This is a genomic window from Olleya sp. KJ81-1, from assembly GCF_055808135.1.
The window spans coordinates 1455191-1479903 of sequence record NZ_CM147854.1 but is presented as its reverse complement, the minus strand read 5'-3'; the positions used below and the strand labels follow the sequence as shown (position 1 = coordinate 1479903).

The 24713-nt window shown below is 31.5% G+C and carries 23 protein-coding genes; 13 read left to right on the top strand and 10 right to left on the bottom strand.

Annotation, left to right across the window (positions count from 1 at the left end; all coding sequences use genetic code 11):
* Positions 1 to 4 precede the first annotated feature (4 nt).
* Entirely contained in the window at positions 5 to 499 is a 495-nt protein-coding gene (locus AC0L3M_RS06995) for an RNA polymerase sigma factor (RefSeq protein WP_028281693.1), read from the bottom strand.
* Positions 500 to 765: 266 nt separating this feature from the next.
* Here AC0L3M_RS06995 and AC0L3M_RS06990 point away from each other — a divergent pair, with 266 nt between their 5' ends.
* Positions 766 to 2919, top strand: a complete 2154-nt coding sequence (locus AC0L3M_RS06990; RefSeq protein WP_473432328.1) for a TonB-dependent receptor — start codon at positions 766 to 768, stop codon at positions 2917 to 2919.
* 165 nt (positions 2920 to 3084) lie between these two features.
* Positions 3085 to 3372: a hypothetical protein gene (locus tag AC0L3M_RS06985; RefSeq protein WP_292946381.1), complete on the top strand. Its 288-nt coding sequence runs from the start codon at positions 3085 to 3087 to the stop codon at positions 3370 to 3372.
* 14 nt (positions 3373 to 3386) lie between these two features.
* Here the strand turns inward: AC0L3M_RS06985 and AC0L3M_RS06980 are convergent, their stop codons facing one another.
* From AC0L3M_RS06980 to AC0L3M_RS06970, 3 genes are read right to left on the bottom strand one after another with little or no spacing between them, the layout of a single operon-like run.
* The gene (locus AC0L3M_RS06980) at positions 3387 to 3605 is read right to left on the bottom strand and encodes a 3'-5' exonuclease family protein (protein ID WP_473432327.1); all 219 of its coding nucleotides are present in this window, start codon (positions 3603 to 3605) and stop codon (positions 3387 to 3389) included.
* A gap of 5 nt (positions 3606 to 3610) precedes the next feature.
* On the bottom strand, positions 3611 to 3892 hold the full coding sequence (locus AC0L3M_RS06975) for an exonuclease domain-containing protein (protein WP_473432326.1): 282 nt from the start codon (positions 3890 to 3892) through the stop codon (positions 3611 to 3613).
* Between the two features lie 39 nt (positions 3893 to 3931).
* Positions 3932 to 5776 (bottom strand): hypothetical protein, encoded by a 1845-nt coding sequence (locus AC0L3M_RS06970; protein WP_292946403.1) that lies wholly within the window; start codon positions 5774 to 5776, stop codon positions 3932 to 3934.
* A 265-nt stretch (positions 5777 to 6041) separates the two neighbouring features.
* Between AC0L3M_RS06970 and AC0L3M_RS06965 the strand changes: the two genes are divergently transcribed.
* Genes AC0L3M_RS06965 through AC0L3M_RS06950 form a run of 4 tightly spaced genes read left to right on the top strand, consistent with a single transcriptional unit; the run spans position 6042 to position 9191 of the window.
* Positions 6042 to 6668 (top strand): hypothetical protein, encoded by a 627-nt coding sequence (locus AC0L3M_RS06965; RefSeq protein WP_292946406.1) that lies wholly within the window; start codon positions 6042 to 6044, stop codon positions 6666 to 6668.
* Between the two features lie 2 nt (positions 6669 to 6670).
* Positions 6671 to 8017, top strand: a complete 1347-nt coding sequence (locus AC0L3M_RS06960) for a 2TM domain-containing protein (RefSeq protein ID WP_473432325.1) — start codon at positions 6671 to 6673, stop codon at positions 8015 to 8017.
* A gap of 11 nt (positions 8018 to 8028) precedes the next feature.
* Positions 8029 to 8376, top strand: a complete 348-nt coding sequence (locus AC0L3M_RS06955; RefSeq protein WP_028281701.1) for a 2TM domain-containing protein — start codon at positions 8029 to 8031, stop codon at positions 8374 to 8376.
* 59 nt (positions 8377 to 8435) lie between these two features.
* Positions 8436 to 9191: a LytR/AlgR family response regulator transcription factor gene (locus tag AC0L3M_RS06950; RefSeq protein ID WP_473432324.1), complete on the top strand. Its 756-nt coding sequence runs from the start codon at positions 8436 to 8438 to the stop codon at positions 9189 to 9191.
* Positions 9192 to 9194: 3 nt separating this feature from the next.
* On the opposite strand, the gene AC0L3M_RS06945 is transcribed toward AC0L3M_RS06950, so the two are convergent.
* Positions 9195 to 10376, bottom strand: coding sequence for an LETM1-related biofilm-associated protein (locus tag AC0L3M_RS06945; RefSeq protein ID WP_473432323.1), 1182 nt, complete (start codon positions 10374 to 10376; stop codon positions 9195 to 9197).
* Positions 10377 to 10531: 155 nt separating this feature from the next.
* On the opposite strand from AC0L3M_RS06945, the gene AC0L3M_RS06940 reads away from it, so the two are divergent.
* The 5 genes from AC0L3M_RS06940 (at position 10532) to AC0L3M_RS06920 (ending at position 15391) form a co-directional block, all read left to right on the top strand.
* Positions 10532 to 11179 carry a DUF4331 family protein gene (locus AC0L3M_RS06940; protein WP_292946424.1) on the top strand — a complete coding sequence of 216 codons (648 nt, stop codon included), beginning with the start codon at positions 10532 to 10534 and terminating at the stop codon, positions 11177 to 11179.
* 26 nt (positions 11180 to 11205) lie between these two features.
* A complete protein-coding gene (locus AC0L3M_RS06935; RefSeq protein ID WP_145002223.1) occupies positions 11206 to 11772 on the top strand; it encodes a DUF4331 family protein in 567 nt (188 codons plus the stop codon).
* Between the two features lie 97 nt (positions 11773 to 11869).
* Complete coding sequence (locus tag AC0L3M_RS06930; protein WP_473432322.1) at positions 11870 to 13153, top strand: tetratricopeptide repeat protein; 1284 nt, start codon at positions 11870 to 11872, stop codon at positions 13151 to 13153.
* Between the two features lie 10 nt (positions 13154 to 13163).
* Positions 13164 to 14426 (top strand): TonB-dependent receptor plug domain-containing protein, encoded by a 1263-nt coding sequence (locus AC0L3M_RS06925; protein ID WP_473432321.1) that lies wholly within the window; start codon positions 13164 to 13166, stop codon positions 14424 to 14426.
* Positions 14399 to 15391, top strand: a complete 993-nt coding sequence (locus AC0L3M_RS06920; RefSeq protein ID WP_473432482.1) for a TonB-dependent receptor domain-containing protein — start codon at positions 14399 to 14401, stop codon at positions 15389 to 15391. The genes AC0L3M_RS06925 and AC0L3M_RS06920 overlap by 28 nt, the downstream gene beginning before the upstream one ends.
* 557 nt (positions 15392 to 15948) lie before the next feature.
* On the opposite strand, the gene AC0L3M_RS06915 is transcribed toward AC0L3M_RS06920, so the two are convergent.
* From AC0L3M_RS06915 to AC0L3M_RS06895, 5 genes are all read right to left on the bottom strand, one after another.
* Positions 15949 to 16746 carry an anti-sigma factor gene (locus AC0L3M_RS06915; RefSeq protein WP_473432320.1) on the bottom strand — a complete coding sequence of 266 codons (798 nt, stop codon included), beginning with the start codon at positions 16744 to 16746 and terminating at the stop codon, positions 15949 to 15951.
* A 1-nt stretch (position 16747) separates the two neighbouring features.
* The gene (locus AC0L3M_RS06910) at positions 16748 to 17275 is read right to left on the bottom strand and encodes an RNA polymerase sigma factor (RefSeq protein ID WP_292946439.1); all 528 of its coding nucleotides are present in this window, start codon (positions 17273 to 17275) and stop codon (positions 16748 to 16750) included.
* Positions 17276 to 17360: 85 nt separating this feature from the next.
* Positions 17361 to 17918 (bottom strand): superoxide dismutase family protein, encoded by a 558-nt coding sequence (locus AC0L3M_RS06905; RefSeq protein WP_292946442.1) that lies wholly within the window; start codon positions 17916 to 17918, stop codon positions 17361 to 17363.
* A gap of 72 nt (positions 17919 to 17990) precedes the next feature.
* Positions 17991 to 18623 carry a YceI family protein gene (locus AC0L3M_RS06900; protein WP_292946445.1) on the bottom strand — a complete coding sequence of 211 codons (633 nt, stop codon included), beginning with the start codon at positions 18621 to 18623 and terminating at the stop codon, positions 17991 to 17993.
* 71 nt (positions 18624 to 18694) lie between these two features.
* Positions 18695 to 21907, bottom strand: coding sequence for a VPS10 domain-containing protein (locus AC0L3M_RS06895; RefSeq protein ID WP_473432319.1), 3213 nt, complete (start codon positions 21905 to 21907; stop codon positions 18695 to 18697).
* Between the two features lie 96 nt (positions 21908 to 22003).
* On the opposite strand from AC0L3M_RS06895, the gene AC0L3M_RS06890 reads away from it, so the two are divergent.
* Together AC0L3M_RS06890 and AC0L3M_RS06885 are read left to right on the top strand one after the other, a co-directional pair.
* Positions 22004 to 23134, top strand: coding sequence for a vWA domain-containing protein (locus AC0L3M_RS06890; protein ID WP_473432318.1), 1131 nt, complete (start codon positions 22004 to 22006; stop codon positions 23132 to 23134).
* A gap of 112 nt (positions 23135 to 23246) precedes the next feature.
* Entirely contained in the window at positions 23247 to 24713 is a 1467-nt protein-coding gene (locus AC0L3M_RS06885) for a MoxR family ATPase (RefSeq protein WP_473432317.1), read from the top strand.

Below are 24713 nucleotides of genomic sequence, written 5' to 3'. Positions count from 1 at the left end.
TAGGTTACGGATTTAAAATGGTTTTTAATTTAGTTTTCACTCGGTTCATTTTCACTCTAGCATTAACTTCAGTAATACCCATTGTTTCACTTATTTCTTTATAATTTTTGTCCTCTAGATATAAAAAAACTAGTGCTTTTTCAATATCATTTAATTGGTGGACAGCATTATATAATAATTTTAATTGGTCCTCTTCTGTACTATCATACTCTTCAGCACTAATTTTAAACTGTACAGTATCAAATTGCTGAGTATTAATAGTCCGTTTAGACTTGCGATATAGCGTAATTGCAGTATTTAATCCCACACGATACATCCAAGTACTAAACTTACTATCACCTCTAAATTTCGGAAAAGCCTTCCATAACTGGATGGTTATTTCCTGAAACAAATCATTGTGCGCATCATAATTATTGGTATAAAGTCTACAAACTTTATGCACAATGTTTTGATGCTGCTCCAGCAATTCGACAAAATTTTGTTCTAGTGGTTTACTCAATGGTTATTTGGTTGGTTTAACTATTAGTAGTTAAAAATATAAAGATGTTACACAAATTTAAAATTATTTTTTTTGGCGTTACCACAAGGGTCGCGTTTTCCGTTTAAATCTTTTTTTGCCATATATGGCAGCAAAAAAAGGATACCACTACAACCGCTAACGCAACTCATCCTTAAAAATCAACATTTCGGGATTGTTTTATTTTAAATCAAGAGTCATCCAAACATCTTTGTACCATCAAACAATCAAAAATCGAACTAAATATTATGAAACCTTTTATTACCATTTTAATCCTATTAATCAGTTTAATCACGCAAGCACAAACCACAATTTTTGGTACAGTAACAGATGTAAACAAACAACCCATACTTGGAGCTAATGTCTACCTAAAAGGAACTTATGATGGAGCCAGCACATTGGCAGATGGTAGTTTTAGTTTTACAACAAGCAACGTAGGACAGCACAGTTTAGTCATCTCGTTTGTGTCTTTTGAGACGTTTATTATAACCAAAGAGGTTGCAGCATTACAAGATTTAAAAATTGTATTAAAAGACGATGTTAATACTTTGGACGCAGTAGTACTATCTGCTGGTACCTTTGCTGCAGGAGATAATAGTAAAATATCAGTATTAAAACCGTTAGATGTAGTTACTACTGCAAGTGCATTAGGCGATTTTGTTGGCGCATTACAAACACTTCCAGGTACAACAACAGTGTCAGAAGATGGACGCTTATTTGTGCGTGGTGGAGACGCAGAAGAGACACAAATATTTATCGATGGTATTCGTGTGTTTACACCATACGCTCCAACCACAAATAATATTCCAACACGTGGACGTTATTCTCCGTTTTTGTTTGACGGAATTACATTTTCTACAGGAGGTTATAGTGCAGAATATGGACAAGCTTTATCAAGTGTATTAGAGCTTAATACTATTAATCAACCAGATCAAGAAAAAACAGATATTGGTATCATGAGTGTTGGTGCTAGTTTAGGAAATACCCAAATTTGGGGTAAAAATAGCCTAAGCGTTAATGCGTCTTACATTAATTTATCACCTTATTTACAAGTGTTTGATGATCGTAACGATTGGAAAAAACCTTTCGAAACCTTTTCTGGAGAAGCGGTTTTTAGACATAAAACAGACAATGGATTACTTAAACTTTATGGTGCATTTGATACTTCAGATTTTAGTTTAAATCAAGAAGATATAAATCTAGAGGATGGTTTACCATTAACTTTAAATAACAAGAATTTTTATTTTAATGGTTCATATAACCAAGTTTTAAATAGCAATTGGACACTAGCCAGTGGGTTTAGTTATACGTACGCAAAAGGAAAAATTAATATTTTAGATAGTAAAATTCAGTCAACTGAAAATTCTGTACACGCAAAAATCAAACTTAAACACCACATTAGTAATCGGTTTAAATTAAATTTTGGTGCCGAACAGTTTGCGACGCAATTCAGTGAAGACTATAACGATCCAATAATTAATAACGTTACTTATGGTTATAACAATAACCTAACAGCAGCCTATACTGAGGCTGATATTTTCTTCTCTAAAAATTTAGCATTAAAAGCAGGTTTTCGTGCAGAGTATAGTGCCTTATTTGATAAAGCTACATTATCTCCAAGAGCGTCCTTAGCTTATAAAACAGGTAGTAAAAGTCAGCTGTCATTAGCGTATGGTAACTTTTTTCAGCAACCCAATAGTGCTATTTTAAAGTTTAATCAAAACCTAGAAGCACAACAAGCGCAACATTACATTTTAAATTATCAGTTTAATGCAGATGGTAAAATATTTAGAGCCGAAACCTATTATAAAAAGTATAGTGATTTGGTAAAATATGATACAGATTTTACAACTTTTGAAACTAACTTTAATAACTCTGGTAGCGGTTATGCTAAAGGTTTAGACTTATTTTTTAGAGATAATAAAAGTATCAAAAATATTGATTATTGGATAAGTTATTCTTTATTGGATACTAAGCGTGATTATAAAAATTTTCCAACAGCTGCACAACCAAATTTTGCTAACACACATAATCTGTCAGTAGTCGGAAAGTATTGGATAGATAGTTGGAAAAGTCAGGTAGGACTTAGTTATAGTTTTGCATCTGGTCGATCGTATACAGATCCAAATCAGATGGGATTTTTAAATCAAAAAACAAAAGCTTATAATAGTTTAAGCGTTAATTGGGCTTACCTTTTAAGTCCTCAAAAAATCCTTTATTTTTCAGTAAATAATGCCTTAGGATTTACTAATGTTAATGGTTATCAATATTCAGATACACCAAATATAAATGGTCAGTTTAATAGACGTGCCTTGCGACCAGCTGCAGATCAGTTTTTCTTTGTAGGTTTCTTTTGGACAATAAGTGAAAAAGGTACAGATAATCAGTTGGATAACTTGTAGGTAAATCACGTTGGTTCCAGAGCTTCGACTTTAGAAAAAATGTATTGAGAATTGTAACAGTTTGAATAACTTCTCGATACAATTTGTTCGTACCTCACAAACCACTCGAAGTGACGTTGATGAAGTGTGATATTTTAGTTTGTATTTTTTTTATTAATTTACAGCATGAAATTATTTGTCAAACTATTTATTATTCTATTTATTATAGATATAGCGTTAGGGTTTTCAATAAGTTATCTAGCAGAACACGTCCTGCAACCCAATAGTATTGTAATACGGTTAATTGATGAAGCTATTTCGTTTCCGTTAACCTTATTTAATCGCTTGTTTCCAGAACAGGGTATTTATAGATCAAGCACAAATTCGTTTTGGTTGGTTGTAACAGTTAACGCATTAATGCAAGCCTTAATAGCGTTTATAGTTATTAAATTAATAAAAAAAGCACGTGCTTAGTTGTGGTTTGTAATCTAAAATAACGGTAAAGACTCAAACTGAGCAATTAAAAATAATTTACCACATGCTCTAGCATCAGATAAAGCATCATGATGCTTTAAAGGGATATTGTGTACTTTACAGCAAGCATCTAATTTAGCAGGTTTATAACCTTTATTGCGATATAGTTTTAAGGTACATTCCCAACGCTGTTCCATGACTAAATCAGCATGCGGAATATTATAATCGCTCATCGTTTTTAGTAAAACCGTTCTGTCAAAAGACTCGTTGTGAGCCACAGTTGTAATTCCCGAAATCCTTTTTTTATCTCAGGATAAATAGCTTTGAAGTTAGGCGAAAATCTAGTGTCATCCTCTGTAATACCATGTACTTGTATGTTGTGGTAATTGTATTCGTTTTTAGGCGGTTGTATTAATGCATGAAACTCTTCTATAATTTCACCATCTTTAAACGTCACAATTCCAACAGAGCAAATATGATGACTTTTAGCAGTTTCAAAATCTATTGCAGCAAAGGTCATGTATTAGGTTTTTTGTAAAGTTAAATTATATAATTTAATTTATTTACTCAAAGCTTTTAAAATGCGTTCTTCGTTAATAACAATGTCTCTAAATAACACATGAGGGAACTCTTTATATTTGGATGTTTTAAAAAAGTCAAAAATATTTGATAAAGTTGAAGCTGTAATTAATGATAAATTCATTTCTGTATCCATTTCACAATCTGTAACAAAATCATCACTAAATTCAGGAGCAACTAGTAAAATTTTGACTATTCTTAAATTGTTTTTAAGCGCAAGGTTTTGATAAGATTTAAGTTGCCTAGAAACAGAACTAAACTTGTTATATCCTCTTTCTTTACTGGTTTTACATTCAACAATTATGATTTCGTCGTTACCTAAGTTTAAAAGAATATCCATCATATCCTTTTTAGTATTTAATTTATTTTTAAAAGAATCATCTACATTAAAACCTAAACTAGTGAACATTGTTTTTGTTAATTCTTCAAACTTTTGACCTAATTCACTTTCCTTTATTAGGATTCCATTTTCTTTTAATAAATTAAGATTTCTGTAAGCTACGTTTTGATAATTTTCTAGATATAAATTTTCAACATCTTTGTAATGTTCCAAAATATTTAAAATGTCATCTCCTCGCTGTTTGACTCCATTATCTTTAATAAATTTAGTTAAATCTTCTTTGATAATTAAATCTAAAATGTCTCTAGGTTTAATATTATAATCTAATAAAAAGTCTGCTTTTAAAACATACTCTTCTTGTAATTCAAATTGATCCTTTATTTGTTTATTTAATTTAGGTAAAGACTGATTTAACTCTGATAATAATTTATCAAATCCATCTAATGAAATACCAACTTTTTCATCACGTTCAACATTATCAAAATATTCGATTAAACTGCTTATTTTTTCATCTAAAGTACTTCCTTTTAAACTACTTATATTTAAACCTTTTTCACAAAGTTCATTTAAGGTTTTTTTCTTTTCGGTTAAGGTACTTCCTGTTTTGTAAATTCCTTCTAAAAGTAGATTAGTAAAAGAAACTCCTTCTTTAATTATTTCTTCAATTTTTTCAGAGTAATTAAGCTTTCTATCAATATTGTGATCTTTGCATATTTGATTTATGATTGGTTCTCTTAATAATTTTAATGTTCTTCTGTAAAATTTTTCGCCAACTTCTTTTTCTCTTATATTTCTTAATATTCTTACCATTTCATCAGCAACATAAATAGTGTTTTCTTTATTTGAAAAAAAGATAACACCAATATTTTTCAACCCTTTGATTACATCTTGTATATCAAGCTTTTTGATTGGTAGAATAGAGTAATTTATTAATTTAATTTCTTCTTGCGAAAGTCCTAGTTGTTTTGAAAGTGTAAGTATTATTGAAAGTTCATCCGAAGAGACTTTTGCTTCTCTATTATTAGCTATATCATTGTTATAGGCTGTATGTAAACAAGATTTGTAGATTTTATAATCCCTTTTTCTAAGAATACTCAATTCAGATTTATCATCTTCAAAATCTGCATTTAATCCTTTAATTTTAGTTTTTAATTGCTTGACTTCAGTTTCGTAAAGACGGGAAAACCAATCTTGTTTCATTATACAGTTACCATCTCTAATAATTATATCAATTAAAATATCTAATTGAGAAGTGATTTCTTGAAATTCACATTTAATATATTCTTGAAATTCATTTTCAGTTAATGCAAAAATCTTCGATATATTTTGATTGTCTACAGATTTTAACCCTTTGTCTGTAGAACTTAGAATTGTGTTAATCTCTTTTATTTGCTTAGGATTTTTAGATATAATGGTATCTATTATCTTAATAAACGAGTTCTTTTCTATCGAACCCATTTTGTCTAATATGTTTTCTAATTTCATAATTATGGTAACTGAGGTTAAAACTTTACTTTCTTATATCAAAACAAAGCTTTTTTTACCAAAAAAGATTACGGGAAACCGTAACCTCATTTAATCTTATCTTAAAGTATAAACTTACACCTATAAGCTATTATATAAAATACGTAGAACTATGTAAATTACACCCATTACAATTCAGCCTAAAAATATAACAGTTGGGTGATTCCCTTTTTTAAAAGATGGGTTTATACAAGATATTTGTCCTGTAACAATAAAACACTTTAAAATGTATAAACTAGCCATTATTATCGCATTATTAGTATCAAGTATGCTACAAGCACAAACCAGTTATGAAAGCGGAATGAATAAAGCATTTGACTTTTGGAAACAAGGTGAAATCGCACAAGCCTCAAATATGTTTGAGCGCATTGCAACTGCTGAAACAGACAATTGGTTACCATCCTATTACGCAGCACAAGTATTAATATTGGATGGATTTTCTAAACTAAAGCAAAAGGATGTTTTAGAGGCTCAGTTAAAAAAAGCACAGGGTTTTGTGGATGATGCCAACGCAATATCTAAAGATAATCCCGAAATAATGGTATTGCAAGCCATGTTGCATATGGTTTATGTAGTAAGTGATGGTGCAACTTATGGAATGACCTTATCTGGTAAAATAAACACATTGTACGCACAAGCATATAAATTAGCTCCTGATAATCCAAGAGTTATGTTAAGTAAGGCAGAATGGGATATGGGAACTGCCAAATATTTTGGAAAAGATACTAAGCCATTTTGTGAGCAAATAGAAAAATCTCTGCAACTTTTTGCTAACTTTAAACCAGAAACTGCGTTTGATCCAAATTGGGGACAAGAGCGTGCAGAACAATTAACTAAAGACTGTAACGAATAATAATGTCAAAATTTTTTAAAGAAATAGGTAAAGCATTTATAGTAGGTGTGCTTGTGTTTTTGGTTAGAATCGTGATAATGTATCTAAACGGTTATACAATACAAGCCAATCAAGAGTTGCTACTAGATTTTGTTTACAATCAAATGTATGCTGTTGTGTTGCACTTGTCTAACGCTTATTTTGTAACGTATATGTTGCAAAAGCATAAAGCAAATCTGTTTAAAATTAAAAACTTAATTCTAGCAGCTTTAGCGTCTGTAGTTATATCTGTTGTTGCCATTTTCTTTTTAAGATTGTTTATAAAAGTGGTCATCTATGGTCAGTCAGTAATGGACTTTTTATACGAGGATAAGTTAGTATATTATTGGTTTTCGTTAACCATAGCAATTACAGTAACTGCAGGATATTACATCTTTTTTTACTTAAAGCATTTGCAAGAAAATAAAGTAAAAGAACAAAAAGTAATTGCAGGTACTGCAAGTGCAAAGTTTGATGCATTAAAAAACCAATTGGATCCTCATTTTTTGTTTAATAGCTTAAATGTATTAACTAGTTTAATTGAAGAAAACCCAAATAGCGCTCAAAAGTTTACCACTAGTTTATCTAAAGTTTACCGTTACGTTTTAGAGCAAAAAAACAAAGAATTAGTAACCGTTGATGAAGAGTTGCAATTTGCTAAAACCTATATGTCCTTGCTTAAAATGCGATTTGAAGACAGTATTATTTTTGATATACCAGATCAAGCTAAGGATCCAGAAAGTAAAGTCGTACCACTAGCATTGCAGTTATTGCTAGAAAATGCAGTAAAACATAATATTGTAACTAGTAGTAAACCGTTGCATATTAAAATTTATGAAACCGATCAAAACCTAGTTGTAGAAAACAATTTACAACCTAAACAAATAGTAAAAAAGAGTAGTGGTGTTGGATTAGAAAACATCAAACAACGCTACCAATTATTAACCAATAAACGCGTAAGTATTAGCCAGAATACAGCTAGCTTTATAGTGGCAATACCTATGCTAAGTAAAGAAGTATCAGTTATGAAACCAATACCAAAACAACAATTAGACGACTCATATGTAAGAGCACGTAAACATGTGGAAGAGTTAAAAGAATTTTATTACAACCTAATTTCATATTGTATAGTCATCCCGTTTTTAATATTTATAAACTATAAAACCAGTTGGGACTACAAATGGTTTTTCTTTCCAATGTTTGGTTGGGCAGTTGGACTATCATTTCATGCCTATAAAGTCTTTGTAAACGATGGTGTGTTAGGTAAATCTTGGGAAGACAAAAAGATTAAAAAGTTTATGGAAGAAGATAACCAACAACGTTGGAACTAAAATATATTACAATGAAAAATGATATTGATACGTATCTAGAAGAAAACCAACAGGCTAGATATGAAAAGGAAGAAGCTTACTTAAGAGCAAAGAAAAAAGTAGAAAAAATAGTTGGATTTTATTGGCATTTTGCAATCTACATTGTGGTTAATATTTTTATAATGTTACTAATATATAAGCAATCTGGGCAACCGTTTTTAAGTATGGCAGTTTGGTCTACTCCAATATTTTGGGGAATTGGTTTAATATTTCATTTTTTAGGTGTTTTTGGTACAGATTATTTGTTTGGTAAAAACTGGGAACAACGTAAAATTGAAAAGTATATGAACAAAGAAAAAGAAAATAAACGTTGGGAATAACCAATTATTAGTCAATAAACAACACTTAATATCAACTAACCAACCAAATTATAGTACCAATGAAAGTGATAATTATAGAAGATGAAAAACCATCTGCAAGACGTTTAAAACGTATGCTAGAAAGTATTGATATTACTACCGAAACGATGTTGCATTCCGTAGAAGAATCGATCCAATGGTTTAATACCAATGCACATCCTGATTTAATATTTTTGGACATACAGCTTAGCGATGGGTTGTCTTTTGAAATCTTTGATCAAGTTGAGGTAAAGTCGGCTATTATTTTTACAACTGCTTATGACGAGTATGCTTTGCAAGCGTTTAAATTAAACAGTATTGATTACTTATTAAAACCTATTGATGATGAGGATTTAGAAACTGCTGTTGCAAAATATAAAACTAGGCTTCCGCAGAAAACTAATATCGCCTTAGACTTTGAGGATATCAAAAAACTATTGGTTAATCCAATTGATAGGGTTTACAAAAAACGATTTTCTGTTAAAGTAGGACAACATTTAAAATTGGTAAACATTGATGATGTCGAATGCTTTTACAGCGAAAACAAAGGAACCTATTTATACACCACTGAAGGTCGAAATTACCTTTTAGATACAACCCTTGAGGCATTAGAAAACGAATTAGAACCTGAGACCTTTTTTAGGACAAACCGAAAGTTTTTTATAAATATTAATGCTATTAAAGACATTATTAGCTACACCAACTCGCGTTTACAAATTAAACTTAATCACTATAATGAAGATGAGGTTATTGTAGCCAGAGAGCGTGTAAAGGATTTTAAAGAATGGTTGGAGTAGTGGTTACTCTTCTTCGTCTTCAATCCTATTATCATCAAAAGCGCTTGGTAGTAATTTAGGGATAAATTTAACGACTAAAGGCAACAGTAGTGCACCACCAGGTAATATAAAAATGGCTAGACTTGGTATAGATTTAAAAACATCTAAAAGTTGATCTTGTACTTTTTTTTGTTCGTCCTTAGTCAAATCTCTTACTGTAGACTGTGTTAGTAAAATTAGTAATTCTTTACTTTCTAAAAGCTCTTGTGTTAGTTTTTTACTGTTTCGTTTAATTAACTTTAATACCATATTGGTAGAGTTATCATAAAACGTTTTTACAATGTTTTTAGAGCCTAAAAGTGGTACTTTTTCTCTGTAATTTTTATAAAAGTCCTCAATAGTTTTTGAAGCTTCATTAGTTTGATGTTGCGTTAAATTAAGTTTTTCACCTAAAGTATTTAAAAAAGATTCTTCCTCATTATCTAATTTGGCATCAGTCCACGTAGCCATAGCAGCTAGATCCAAACAGTAGCGTGCAAATAAATTGGTATCTACTAAGTTTGTAGCTTCACTATAAAGTAAGACACTATCGCGTTGATAACGCAAAGACTGCTCAAACAAATTAATTAAACTTTTGTCGTAATCGGATTTTACTTTTTTACTATTTAAAGTGTTTAAAACAATACTTTCTATAATCGCTTCATATTGTTTAATAACATCATCATCAACTTTTCCAGTTTTTAAATAGGTTCTAAAAGCCAATACGTCTACAAATAATAAGGCATTAGTTATAAAGTAATTAAAACTTTTGTCTATTAGATTATCATCTATTTGTACGCGTTTATTTATAATACGTTCTGCTTGATCTTTTACATCCTTAGATCCAATAATTCCTTGTAAAAAAGAGATTCTTTCTTTATTAATAGTATTGTAAAAATTAGCAACTTCGGTATAAAAATCGTTGGTCGTATTGTGGTTAGTGTAGGTAATTAATAAGGCAATAACCAAATTTATTTTACAAATTTCGTCAGAACTATAATCTTTATTTTTAGTCCAATTATTTACAACTGTTACATTACTTCCGTATATAAAACCACAGTCTCTAAAGTGTCTGTAATACACTTCTAAGTCGTTGTCTTTAAAGAGCTCATGAGGTTTTAGCTCGTTTATAAGTTTTTTAATCCAGCCTGAAGCAGATGGGTTCATGGTTCTATTTAATTATGGTGCCAAAGATACTTTTTTAAAATTATTTTATGTCTTTTTTCTCTTTTACAGAAAATTTATAAAACCAACATTACAAAAGTTGCGTAAGTGTCTGCGAGAACCAAAAATAATAATTAACAAAAAATCTCAAAAACATTATGAAAAATTTCAAATTTATTTTAGGAGTAGGTGTATTTGCAGCAGCAAGTTTCTTCTTCTTATCAGCGGATCACATTGATGCTCCAGCTGTACAAGGTGGTACAAGTGATATCACAGATTTTTACGCTTTTCAGGGAGAAAACACAGACAACTTAGTATTTGTTGCCAATGTACAAGGTCTTTTAAGTCCAGCAGCAACAGGAAGTGCTAGTTTTGACGAAAACGTAATGATTGAATTTAACATTGACAACACTGGAGACAATGTTGAAGATTTAGTAATTCAAGCTTTACCAAGAGATGGTAAAATGTACTTTTTTGGACCAGTTGCTCCAGGTACAACAGGATTAAGTAGTACAGTTATTGGATCAGGACCACAAACAATAGTAGATATTACATCTTACGGTACGTCTCCAATAGTGCAAACTACTGCAGGAATTTCTGCTTTTGCAGGACCAAGAGATGACCCATTTTTCTTCGATTTTAATCAGTACACAGCAATTATTGGTGGTACAGCTTCAGGATTTAATAATCCAGGAACAGACACATTTGCTGGTACTAATGTAATGTCAATTGTAGTTGAGGTACCAAAATCTATGATTGGTGGATCAGGAACAATTAATACTTGGGTAGAATCTAAGTCTAAATAATAACAAACTTTTAAAACTTACAAATTATGAAAAATTTAAAAAATATATTTACTGTGCTTCTTGTAACCTTAGTAGCCTTTAATTGCTCTAATGATGACGATGCTGCTGTAGTAGGACCAACAGGACCTTCTGGACCTGACTTTACAGGTGTTTACACTCAACAAGATCAAATGGGACGTCCTGCTGTAAATACAGTATTTGTGTCTTCAGGATCTAAAGATATGTTTAACACAACAGTGCCAAGTAGCCAAAATGCAGCGTTCCAAAGTATGTTTGAGACTAACTTAACAGGATTAAGTCCAGCTTATGCTAACCCAGGAGATGCTAATGCATTAGGTTTAGATGCACCATCTTTTACAGGTTTACTTGCAACAGATGTACTTAATGTGTCTTTAGACGGAACAACAACTTTTTATGATGGTACAAATGTTTTAACAGGACGTACTTTAGCAGATGATGTTATTACTGTAGAATTATTATTAATCTTTGGTGGTGAGGATTTTAGTGAAAACCCAACACTATCTAATGATAATGTAGATGCAAATGATAAAGCATTTTCTACATCTTTCCCTTATTTAGCGTCTCCTTGGTAGACTAAAATTTAACCTAGAGTATTGTAAATAGTACTCTAGGTTTTTTATTTTCGCCAATTCCCTTTTGAAACAAACAAAACAATAAAACAACACTATTATGAACACTAAACTATACATGCTGCTACTTGTTATAATTATGGCAACTAGTTGTTCAGAAAAAACAAAAACAGTTACTAATCCAGAGGATTATAATCAGTTTTTAACTTTACAAACTAATACAGAAACTGTTAATGCAACTTCAGATTATAATTTCTGGACTAAAAAATTAGAGGCTACTCCAAATCAATTCTCTTACTTATCTCAAATTGCAGGAGCAGAATCACGATTGTTTAAATCTACAGGAAACATCAAACATTTAAAATCTGCAGAGCAATCACTAATTACATTAAATGAACAAACACAATATAATTCGGCTGGACATTTAAGAGCCTTAGCACGTAATTATATTTCACAACATAAATTTAAGCAAGCTTTAGAATTGCTTAAAAAAGCTGAAGAAAACGGTCAAAATCTAGAGGGTACTAAAAAAATGCTTTTTGATGTACATATGGAGTTAGGAGATTTTGATATCGCCAAAAATTATCTAGAGGACGTTAAGGATTTAAACGATTTTGGATACCTAATCAGATTGTCTAAATGGAGCGATTATAAAGGCGACTTAGCTTCAGCAATTAATTATTTAGAGCGTGCAACGTTAAAAGCAGAGTCTTCTAAATTGGATAATTTAATGGAATGGTCTTATACTAATCTTGCCGATTTTTATGGTCATGATGGTCAAATAGAAAAATCGTATAACTACTATTTAAAATCTTTAGCCTTAAATCCTGATGATGCTTATGCTAAAAAAGGAATTGCTTGGATTGTATATTCTCACGAAAAAAATGCTTCAGAAGCTAACCGTATTTTAGATGCTATCTCGCAATTACATAATGCTCCAGACTATTTATTGTTTAAAGCAGAAATTGCAGAATATGAAAATAATATAGACGCTAAAAACAAGTATTTATCTAGTTATTTTGAAGCTGTTGATAATAAGGATTATGGAGATATGTATAATGTGTATTCTTCAAAAATATTAGCAGATACTAAAAACGAAAAAGCCATTACTTTAGCTAAAATTGAAGTAGAAAATAGACCTACGCCATTATCTTATGATCTATTAGCTTGGAGTTATTATAACAATGGTGACGTTAAAAAAGCATTAACAATAGCAGAGCAGCACGTTTTAGGACAAACTTTTGAGCCAGAAGCACAATACCATATTGCAGCAATATATAAAGCTAATGGTAAATTAAAAGAAGTAGCTGAACTTAAAAAAGAATTACAAGAAAGTAGTTATGAGTTAGGTCCATTAACCACCAAAGTAGTTAACCAATTATAGTATTTAGATAATGAAAAGTATAATCACTTATTTAGCATTTTTAGGTGTTGTTTTAACAGCAAATGCACAAACAGTTAAAGGGTATGTTATGGATAATAACCAACCTTTAGAAACTGCTTATGTGTATAATCAAACCTCAAAAGAACACGCACATACCAATCAATTTGGACAGTTTGTAATCAATAAAACAAAAGTAGGTGATAGCCTAATGGTTGGTTTATTAGGTTATCAAAAGAAAACACTTGTTTTAACGCAATCACTTTTAGACAATACATTTACAATAAATTTAGAGGCTAAAGCATTTGTTTTAGACGAGTTAGTTTTGTCAGAGCCAATTGATGTAATGAATAGTATGATTAAAATAGATTTGGCAACAAGTCCAATTAACTCATCACAAGAAATTTTAAGAAAAGTACCAGGTTTGATCATTGGTCAACATGCAGGTGGTGGTAAAGCAGAACAAATATTTTTAAGAGGTTTTGATGTCGACCATGGTACAGATGTTGGTTTGTCAGTAGATGGTATGCCAGTAAACATGGTGTCTCATGCACATGGTCAAGGCTATAGTGACTTACATTTTTTAATCCCAGAAACTATAAACACTATCAATTTTGGTAAAGGTCCATATTATGCAAATCATGGTGATTTTAATACTGCTGGATTTGTAGACTTTAAAACAAAAGATAAGTTAGAGGATAACTTAATTAGTTTTTCAGCAGGTCAATTTAATTCTTTAAGAACTTTAGGGATGTTTAATCTTCTAGAAAACAAATCCTCTCAGAATGCATATGTAGCTGTAGAGTATATTGAGACTGATGGACCTTTTGAATCGCCTCAAAATTTTGATAGATTAAATATTGTAAGTAAGTATAATGCTTATTTAAATAATGATTCTAAAATAGGAGTAACCCTTAGTCACTTTACAAGTCAATGGGATGCTTCAGGTCAAATCCCTCAACGATTAGTGGATAACGGAACGCTTTCTAATTTTGGAGCTGTGGACGATACAGAAGGTGGTAACACCAATCGTACTAACCTTAATGTGCAATACAGTACAATATTAGATAACGACGTGTCTATGCAGACTAATGCTTTTTACTCTAACTACAATTTTGAGTTATATTCTAACTTCACTTTCTTTTTAGAAGACCCAATAAATGGAGATCAAATAAAGCAAAAAGAAGCGCGTAATATTTTTGGATTTAATACACAGTTCAAAAAAATAAAAACTACGATACGTTTGATATTACTTATAATTCTGGTGTTGGTTTAAGATATGACGATGTTAGTGATATTGAGCTATCGCGTACTTTAAATAGAAAACAAACCTTAGAAAATATTCAATTGGGTAATGTTAATCAACGTAATTTATATGGTTTTTTTAATGCTGAAATTGATTTAGGTAAAGTTAAAATTACACCAGCTTTACGTCTAGAATATATTAAGTTTCAGTACCAAGACCAATTAAGTCCAACATACTCTAACCTTACTGATAGTGAAGTCGCTATTTTACCAAAATTAAGTATTGAGTATAATCAAAATAATAATGTGCAATGGTTTGTTAAATCCGGAATTGGATTTCACTCAAACGATTCTAGAGTGGTTTTAAATCAAGAAATAGATAACGCTTTACCAAAAGCTTATGGATTAGATTTAGGAAACATTTGGAAACCAACAGAAAAGTTAGTCATTAATACAGCTTTATGGTATTTGTTTTCTGAAGAAGAATTTGTTTACGTTGGAGATGCAGGAATTATTGAGCCTAGCGGAAAATCTGAACGTTATGGAGTAGATTTTGGAGTTAGATACCAATTAACAGATAATATTTACTTTAATACAGATGCTACACTTACCAGAGCAAGAAGTTTGGAAGAAGACAACGGAAACGATTATATACCCTTAGCACCAGATTTTACATTGGTAGGAGGTTTGTCTTTTAAAGATTTAAATAATTTTTCAGGAGGAATTAACTACAGATACGTAGATGATAGACCTGCAAATGAAGATAATAGTGTGCAAGCAGAAGGCTATTTTGTAACAGATTTAAATGTTAACTATGCTTTTAATAAACACTGGAGATTAGGAGTTAGTATTGAAAATGTATTGGATACAGATTGGAAAGAAACTCAATTTTTAACTGAGTCAAGATTGCAAAATGAAGTTGATCCAGTGGAAGAGATTCACTTTACACCTGGAACACCTTTTAACTTTAAAACAACATTAAGTTACACGTTTTAAAAATAAATAAAACCTTACTCATTAAAATTACGTAAGTATAGTTGCAATCAGTTTAAGGGAAACAATTAATTGCACAACTAACATTAATTTAAATGCTATGAAAAAGTAAGGTTTGTTTTTTGTTAGTTTGTTTTGAAAGAGTTTGATAATTTATTATCAAACTCTTTCTTTTTTCATCCTGTTTATAATTCACACAAATAGACGTTTTAGTTTAAAGTATTATGAAGTATTTATTACTAACTACTAGAGTATAAGTTTACTCAATTCATTATTAAAAGCAATAGATGATGCATAAGCTTTAAGCAATGTTACTTAGACATAGATTTATCACTTAATCATTGTAATTAGGCGCTTATTTTGGGTATCTAAAATCACAAAAGCTTCTATTTGTTTACTTATGTTTCATTATATTATTATTTATAAGCCAATGGCTATTATTTTGTAAATAACAAAAAAGCTCAAGTGCATGATACTGTATAAATTAGTTTGATATAGTAAAGCAAAAAAAAGACACCTAATAGGTGTCTTTTTTGTAAGTGAATTATGGTTTTATAATCTTATAAGGATGCCAAAGCACCTAAAGTATATAACTGCTCTAATGTTGGAGAAGGACTTCCTCCAGCTGGCTCTAATGTTATACCAAATGCTTGTGATTGATTAGCATTTTTAAGTTTAAAAATCTTATTGTCGTCTTGTATAAAATCGTCAATAGTACCTAAACTAGTTGGTGTTAAAGGATTTAATGTCAAAGACCACACTTGATATACTTTACCTTCTGGAGGCTCTGGTAAACCTTGTAAGTCTAAATAGACGGTATCATCTTTTTTGTCCCAATACACATTAGCAAAAGCTCCAGGAGCTGCAGCTTGACCTTCTAATGGTATATTAATGATGCTCTTATCTCTAATTATATTTAATAAGTTTTTAGTTTCTGCTAAATCTGTTTTAGAAGTTTCCATTTGGATTTCTAAAAAGTCTTTTTCAGTATTAACCGTTTGTATTTGGTTTTCTAAATCAGATTTTTGATTTATTGTCCAAATTAATCCACCTGCTAAAACAACAGCAGCTGCCCAACCAGAATAATTTAACCATTTGGTTTTAGGTCTGTTTAAACTAATAACTTTACTATCTGTATTGTTGTTTAATCTACCTTTTATAGTATTAAAAGCGATATCCTTTTTTGGAGAGACACTTGCAGTTAATTTAACTATAGCAGCCTCTATCTCTAAAACTTCTTTTAGGACTTCGGGATGTTTCAACATTAGATCATATACTTCACTACTTTCTTTTTCAGAAAGCTGTCCAGCAACGTACAGTTCTAATATTCCTGAGTTTATATAGTCGTTAATGTTCATATTATAGTACAGCTTCTCTTAATTCTTTTATACAATTTCTATTCCTAGTCTTAATCGTCCCAATTGGCATGTCTAACTCTTCTGAGGCTTCTTTTTGTGTAAACCCTTTAAAGTATAATAGCTCAATCACTTCAATGCACTTTTTAGCTAATTTATCTACAAATTTCTTGATGCCTATAGCATCAGTACTATCGTCTAAACTATCATGCGACTGGATAATATCTACGAAAAAATCAGAGTTAAGGTTTTTACCCGAGTTTTTAAAGGACTTAGACCTAGTTTTATCTATTGCTGCATTTCTAGCAATATTTATTAACCAAGTAAAGAAACGACCTTTTTTAACGTCGTAACTATCGGCTTTATGCCAAGCTTTGATAAATACATCTTGCATGATTTCTTCTGCAATGTCATTATCTCTAACTATATTATAAATTACACCATGCATACTGTCTTTGTACATATCGTATAATTTTTCAAAAGCCTTTTCGTCTTTCTTTTTAAATTGTACTACTAAATTGTCTATATCCATATAAAAATATCTTGAACTAAAGTATAATAAAAAACATAAAAAAATCGCTTAAAAGCGATTTTTTTTAATCTATTGCTATTGTGGATTACTTAATGATCCCTCCACAACTTACACGTCCACCAGCATCTCCTGTTGGTTGTGTTGTAAAGTCATCTGTACCAGCATGTACAATTATTGCTTTACCTAATATGTCTTTGTTCTCGTCACCACATCCAATACACCACTCATCTGTTTTTAGCATTATTGTAGCATGACCATTAGCGTCTGCTTGTAAATTACCGATGTCGCCTTTATGGTATCCAGCTTTACTTCCCCATTTTCCGTGAGGTGCTCCTGTTGGGTTCCAGTGTCCACCTGTAGATTTTCCGTCATCCGAAGAGCAATCTGCTTTTTCATGAATATGGATAGCGTGTATTCCTGGCTCTAAACCACTAAGCATTGCAGTAAATTTAATTTGGTCATCTTCTTCTGTAAATACAGCATTACCTGTAACATTACTTCCGCTTTTAGATTCTAATTTTAGTTTAACCTTTTTTGCAGTTTCGGCTTCGGTTTTTTCAGTTTCAGGTTGTGTTTTGTCTTCTTTACAGCTTATAAATACTCCAAAAGTTAACACTAATAGTAGTAATGATATTTTTTTCATTTTCATTTTATTTAGATTTTTAAGTTAAGTAGCTCTGTCCAACTGCTTTTTTACTAATATAATAAAATACTATTAGTTTTTTCTTAAAAAAGTGTTGATTTCTATTGAAACGTCTTCCCATGTTTTACTAACACCATCTGCACCTTTATGTAAATCAAAACAAACTTTATTTAAAATACTTAAAGCACCTAAGGCATCCCAATCTTTTAATTGCATTGTCGCAGACATGGCTACACGTCTTTCATCTGTGATTTTTACTTCTAAAGGTAAGTCGTTAGTAACGCCATTCATGGTAATAGAAGCAATGTATTTGTTATCTATATGTTTAATCGTTCCTTTTATAAATTCAGGATTTAACATCTCTCCAAAAAATGAAGTTTTTAACTTTAAATCTCTTGCGTCGTTGTCTGTAAATAAACCACTAATTGGAATAGAAAAGTTTAAATTGTTTAATGCATCCTGTGGAGAATCTCCTGCTTTTTCATCAAAATTTAAAGTGACAAACTGTCCACCAACAGGAACTTTTTCAGTCGTTTTGTAAGCAGTCCATTTTACTGTTGTTCCTTCTGGTTTTACAACAAATTTTTCAGTTTTTGCTACAGACTCAGTTGTTTCTTTTTTACTATCAGAATTTTTAGTGTCGTCCTTACAACTTACAGCAAAAACAAGAGATAATGCCAATACTAATTTTGTTATTTTTTTCATTTTAAAATTTATTTTTTTCGTAATTATTATAATGTTAGATACATAATTTTACTGTTGTAATTTACAAACAATTAATCTAAACTAAAGGTTTTAATTTCATCTATACCTTTGGTCATATTAATTTTAATAATGCTTTGATAATAGGGTTTAAAGTTGGTGTTAAAAAAGGTATTGGTTTTATCTAATGCTAATTTTAAATCTTCTTTAGCATGTTGTAATAAGGTGGTTTCTGTACTAGTTAAACCATTTTGTCTTGTTGCAATATACCAAGAGGCAGTACCTATTCGGTTATTTACACTAACATCTAAAGTTTTAGTTATTCCTTGGCGTTTATCTTGTTTGCCAATGTAAATATCTAATAATTCATCAATTTGTTTAATTATGTCTTTGGATGCTTTTATTTCATCTTTATATTTTTCTTTATCTAAATCCGTTAACTCCGTTTTATATTTTTCAGCTAACTTTTTATTTTCAGCTAATTGCTTAGTGGCATCAGCAGCTATTTGACGGATATTTTCAATCTCTTTTAAAGCAGCATATACAGCATCTGTATTTTTGGTAGATACATCTAGTCTTGGATCTGACGCTACTGTAATAATGGTTTCTGATGTTTGGTCACCATATTCTAAAATAGCTTTGTAGTTGCCTGGTTTTACATCGACACCTCCAGATTCTCTAGAGCTTTTTCTAACAGTTCTAGATGGTCTGTCGCCACCTTTTTCGTCCATATACCAAGTCCATTTATGTAATCCTTTATCTTCTGGAACTTTACGTTTTAAGGTTCTGATTAACTTATCTCCATTGTATATTTTTAATGAAATAGAATCCCATTTAATTTCATTTTTATCGTCATCAGCATCAGAATCATTTGCTTTATCATCATCGTCTTCATTTTTCTCTTCTTTTGAAGCTTTTACAGGATTAACCAAATACGTAAATTGTGCACCACGACCTCTGTTATCTCCATTAAACATAGCATCTGCACCAAATCGGCTTCCTGTTGGTTGTTGGTAAGCTGCTTGATATGCAATAGGAGGAGAGAATAGGGTAATTTTACTGTCTATAACTTGTTTGTTTTTTGCTATAGCACGTAATGGTCTAATATCGTCCAAAACCCAAGCAGCACGTCCAAAAGTCCCAATTACTAAATCATGCTCTCTAGGATGGATTACTAAGTCTTTTACAGAAACAGTAGGGAAGCCTTCCGTCCATTTAGTCCAATTATTACCTGCGTTTATAGATACGTATAAACCATCATCTGTACCTAAAAATAGTAAGTTTGGTTCTTCTAAATCTTCAATAATTGATAAGGTGTAACTTTTAACATCGTTTTCGTCTACAATACGCTGCCATGTTTTACCGTAGTTAGTTGTTTTATAAGCGTAAGGTGTGTAGTTAAAACGTCTGTAATCATTCGCGATAAGCAAAGCCTCACCTTTATTTTTATTACTAGCTTTTATTTGTGCAATCCAACTGCCTTTAGGTAATCCTTTTAGATTATTTGACACGTCGTTATAGCTTTGTCCTCCATTTGTGGTAACATGCACACGACCATCATCTGTACCAACCCAAAAGACATCTTTTTCTGCAGGAGAAGGTTCTATTACTAAAATAGTACAGTGGTTTTCTGCTCCTGTAGCATCCATAGTTAAGCCACCACTTTCATGTTGTTTTAATTTTTCAGGATCGTTAGTTGTTAAATCAGGTGAGATGACTGTCCATGTTAATCCTTTGTCTGTAGATTTATGTACAAACTGACTTCCAAAATAAATAGTATTATTGCTAAAAGGGTCAATGTTTATTGCGCTATTCCAATTAAATCTTAAGGTAACATCTTTATCTGGATGTGTTGGTTGTATAGTATAATTATTACCTGTTTGCCAATCATATCTGCTAACAGAGCCTTGTTGACTCATGGTCCAACCGTAACGCGAATCGTCTTTATCAGGTACCACATCAAAACCATCTCCAAAACTAATCTCTTGCCAATAGCTGTTGCGTATACCTTGTGCACGCCAGACATAAGCAGGACCTCTCCATGATCCGTTATCTTGCATACCTCCATACACATTATATGGATATTCATTATCTACATTAATATGGTAAAATTGAGCAACAGGAAGGTTACCAACAAAACGCCAGTTTTTACCACCATCTTTAGTAATATTTAATCCACCATCATTACCATCAATCATAAAATTACCATTGGTAGGATGTATCCACCAAGCATGATGGTCAGGATGGACTCCATTGTTTGCACCATAAGCAGGCATTAACTGTGTAAAGTTTTTACCACCATCTTCACTAACATTAATATAGGTGTAAACTGAATATACTCTGTTTTCGTTTTGTGGATCAACATATATTTCAGAATAATAAAAAGGTCTGTTTCCAATGTCGCTTTTTTCGTTTATTTTTTTCCATTTGAACCCACCATCATCACTTCTGTAAAGAGCATTCTTTTTTGCTTCAACCAAAGCATAAATAATATTTGGTTTATTAGCAGCTATTGCGACACCAATACGACCTAGTTCTCCTTTAGGAAAGCCTTCTTTTTCTGTTACTTTAATCCAATTTTCTCCACCATCGTGTGTGATATGTAATCCAGAACCTGTTCCTCCAGATTTAAAAAACCAAGGCTCACGTTTATGCTCCCAAAGTGTAGCAATTAATTTGTTTGGATTAGTAGGATCCATAACAAGGTCTGCAGCTCCTGTTTTGTTATTGGCAAATAATATTTTTTTCCATGATTTTCCACCATCTGTAGTTTTAAAAATACCACGTTCTGGATGTTCTCCCCATGGACTACCAATTGCAGCAGCATACACTATATTAGGGTTTGTAGGATCTATAACCACACGATGTATGTGTCTGGTGTTTTCTAAACCCATAAGTGTCCATGATTTTCCTGCGTCTAAAGATTTATAGATTCCATAACCACCATTTAAACTATTTCTAGGATTACCTTCTCCAGTACCTACCCAAATCACACTTGGATTAGATTGTTGTATGGCAACTGCACCAACAGATGCTGTGACTTCTTTTTCAAAAATAGGTTCCCAATTTATACCACCAGAAGTCGATTTCCATAAACCACCAGAAGCAGTACCAACATACATAATACCTGGATTAGCGTGAACAGCATCTATTGCTGTGACACGACCAGACATTCCGCCTGGACCAATGTTTCTTGGTTTCATGTTTTTAACTAAATCCATAGAGAATTCTTGCGAAAACGCTGTAATACAGAAGAGTAATAAGAGGGTAAAGGATAGTTTTTTCATTTTTGGTCGATTAGTTTGCCTAAAGTTAAACAACATAATCTTAAAAAGCTGTTAAGACGTTTATTTTGATGTTAAAATGTCGTATTTTTATACTGCATGAAAAACAAAAATTACAACAGAAAAGGCTTTGTATTTAAACCATACGAAGCACCTTCGCAATCCCCTTTTGAGAAGCTTTTTGATATTTTTAAAGAATTAATTACGCATACTTCTGGAGATTTTGACGAAGCTATAGATTGGCTTCGCGAATTAGATAAAGAATATAAATTAACCACTCCAGAATATTCAATTGACGATTTTATTGAAGATCTTAAAGAAAAAGGTTACATACGTGAAGAAATTAAACCAGACGGAAACAAAGGGAATGCTATTACAGCAAAGACTGAGCGTGCCATTAGACAATCTGCATTGGATCAAATATTTGGAAACATCAAACGTAGTGGTTCTGGAAACCATAAAAGTAAAGGTGTTGGAATAGGAGATGAGCATACAGGCGATTTTAGAAACTACCAATTTGGCGACAGTTTGGATAAAGTCTCGATGACCGAAAGCTTGCGAAACGCACAAATTAATAACGGAATTGGCGATTTTAATTTAACCGAAGACGATTTAGTGGTCGAAGAAACCACACACAAATCGCAAATGAGCACGGTTTTAATGATAGACATTAGCCACAGTATGATTTTGTATGGAGAGGACAGGATAACACCTGCTAAAAAAGTAGCGATGGCTTTAGCCGAATTAATTACAACACGCTACCCAAAAGATACCTTAGACATATTAGTTTTTGGAAACGATGCTTGGCCAATAAAAATTAAAGATTTACCCTATTTAAACGTTGGTCCATATCATACAAATACGGTTGCTGGACTACAATTAGCAATGGATTTATTGCGTCGTAAACGTAATACTAACAAGCAAATTTTTATGATAACAGATGGTAAACCAAGTTGCTTGCGTTTGCCAGACGGAACCTATTATAAAGATAGTAATGGTCTAAATCCATACATTACTAATAAGTGTTATGCGCAAGCACAACAAGCCAGAAAATTGCATATTCCTATCACTACTTTTATGATTGCTCAAGATCCTTATCTAATGCAATTTGTAGAAGAATTTACGCATGCCAATCAAGGAAAAGCGTTTTACACAGGCTTAAAAGGACTAGGTGAAATGATTTTTGAAGATTACGAAACAAACAGAAAAAAAGAATTAAAGGATAATTAATTAGCTGCTAAATATGAAGCAGCTCTCCTCTTATTTTAAGAGGAGAATGAATTTTAAATTTCATTAAAGAAATTTAAAAGAAAGAGGAGTTAAAACAGAATAGAAAAGAACTATGGAAATAAAAAATATAAAAACTTTAGGCGAATTAAAAAAAGCTGGATACAAAAGCAAGTCTATTAAAGATGAATTAAGAGATAATTTAATTGAAAAAATAAAAAGTAAAACAACTGTTTTTGAAGGTGTGCATGGTTACGAAAACACTGTAATTCCAGAATTGGAACGTGCTATTTTATCACGACACAATATTAACTTTTTAGGATTACGTGGTCAAGCCAAAACCCGTTTAGCTCGTTTAATGCTTAATTTGTTAGATGAGTATATTCCTGTGGTTGAAGGTAGTGAGATTAATGACGATCCATTACAACCAATCTCACGTTTTGCAACAGAATTGATTGCCGAAAAAGGAGATAATACACCAATTACTTGGATGCACAGAAGTGAGCGTTTTGCTGAAAAATTAGCAACTCCAGATGTTACTGTTGCAGATATTATTGGTGATGTAGATCCAATAAAAGCAGCCAATTTAAAGTTGAGTTATGCAGATGACAGAGTAATACATTATGGTATGATTCCGCGTGCAAACCGTTGCATTTTTGTTATTAATGAATTGCCAGATTTACAAGCTAGAATACAAGTGGCTTTATTTAATATTTTACAAGAAGGTGATATACAGATTAGAGGATTTAAATTACGTCTACCTTTAGATATGCAGTTTATTTTTACTGCAAACCCTGAAGATTATACTAATAGAGGAAGTATTGTAACACCTTTAAAAGATAGAATTGGATCACAAATTTTAACCCATTATCCAACAGATATTGAGACAGCAAAAACCATTACGCAACAAGAAGCAAAATCTGATGGACGCCAAAAAGAAAGTATTCATGTACCAGAATTAGCAAAAGATTTACTAGAACAAATTGTGTTTGAAGCGCGTGATAGTGATTTTATTGACGAAAAAAGTGGCGTAAGTGCTCGCTTAAGTATTACCGCATTTGAAAACTTATTAAGTACAGCAGAACTTAGAGGTTTAAAAAATGGAGATGATACTACAACCATTAGATTATCAGACTTTTTAGGAATTATTCCTGCTATTACTGGTAAAGTTGAGTTGGTTTATGAAGGTGAACAAGAAGGTGCTGCACAAGTGGCTTATAACTTAATAGGTGAAGCGGTTAAAAGTTTATTTCCTGAGTTTTTCCCTAAGATAGAAAAATTAAAAAAACAAGAAGATGTAAGTCCTTATGATGATATTGTCTCTTGGTTTTTCAATGCTTCTGAAGGTTTTGAGCTATTAGACGGTTTACGAGATAAGGAGTATAAAAATCTATTAGATGCAGTTTCTCCTTTAGATGATTTATTAGCAGAACACCAACCAAAATTAACAAAACAAGAAAGTTATTTTGTAAAAGAGTTTGTGCTTTGGGCTTTAGTGGAATATAAACAATTAAGTAAACACAGATTTACTGAAGGGATTCAGTTTAAAGATCCTTACGGAAGTTTTATTAGTGGTTTATAA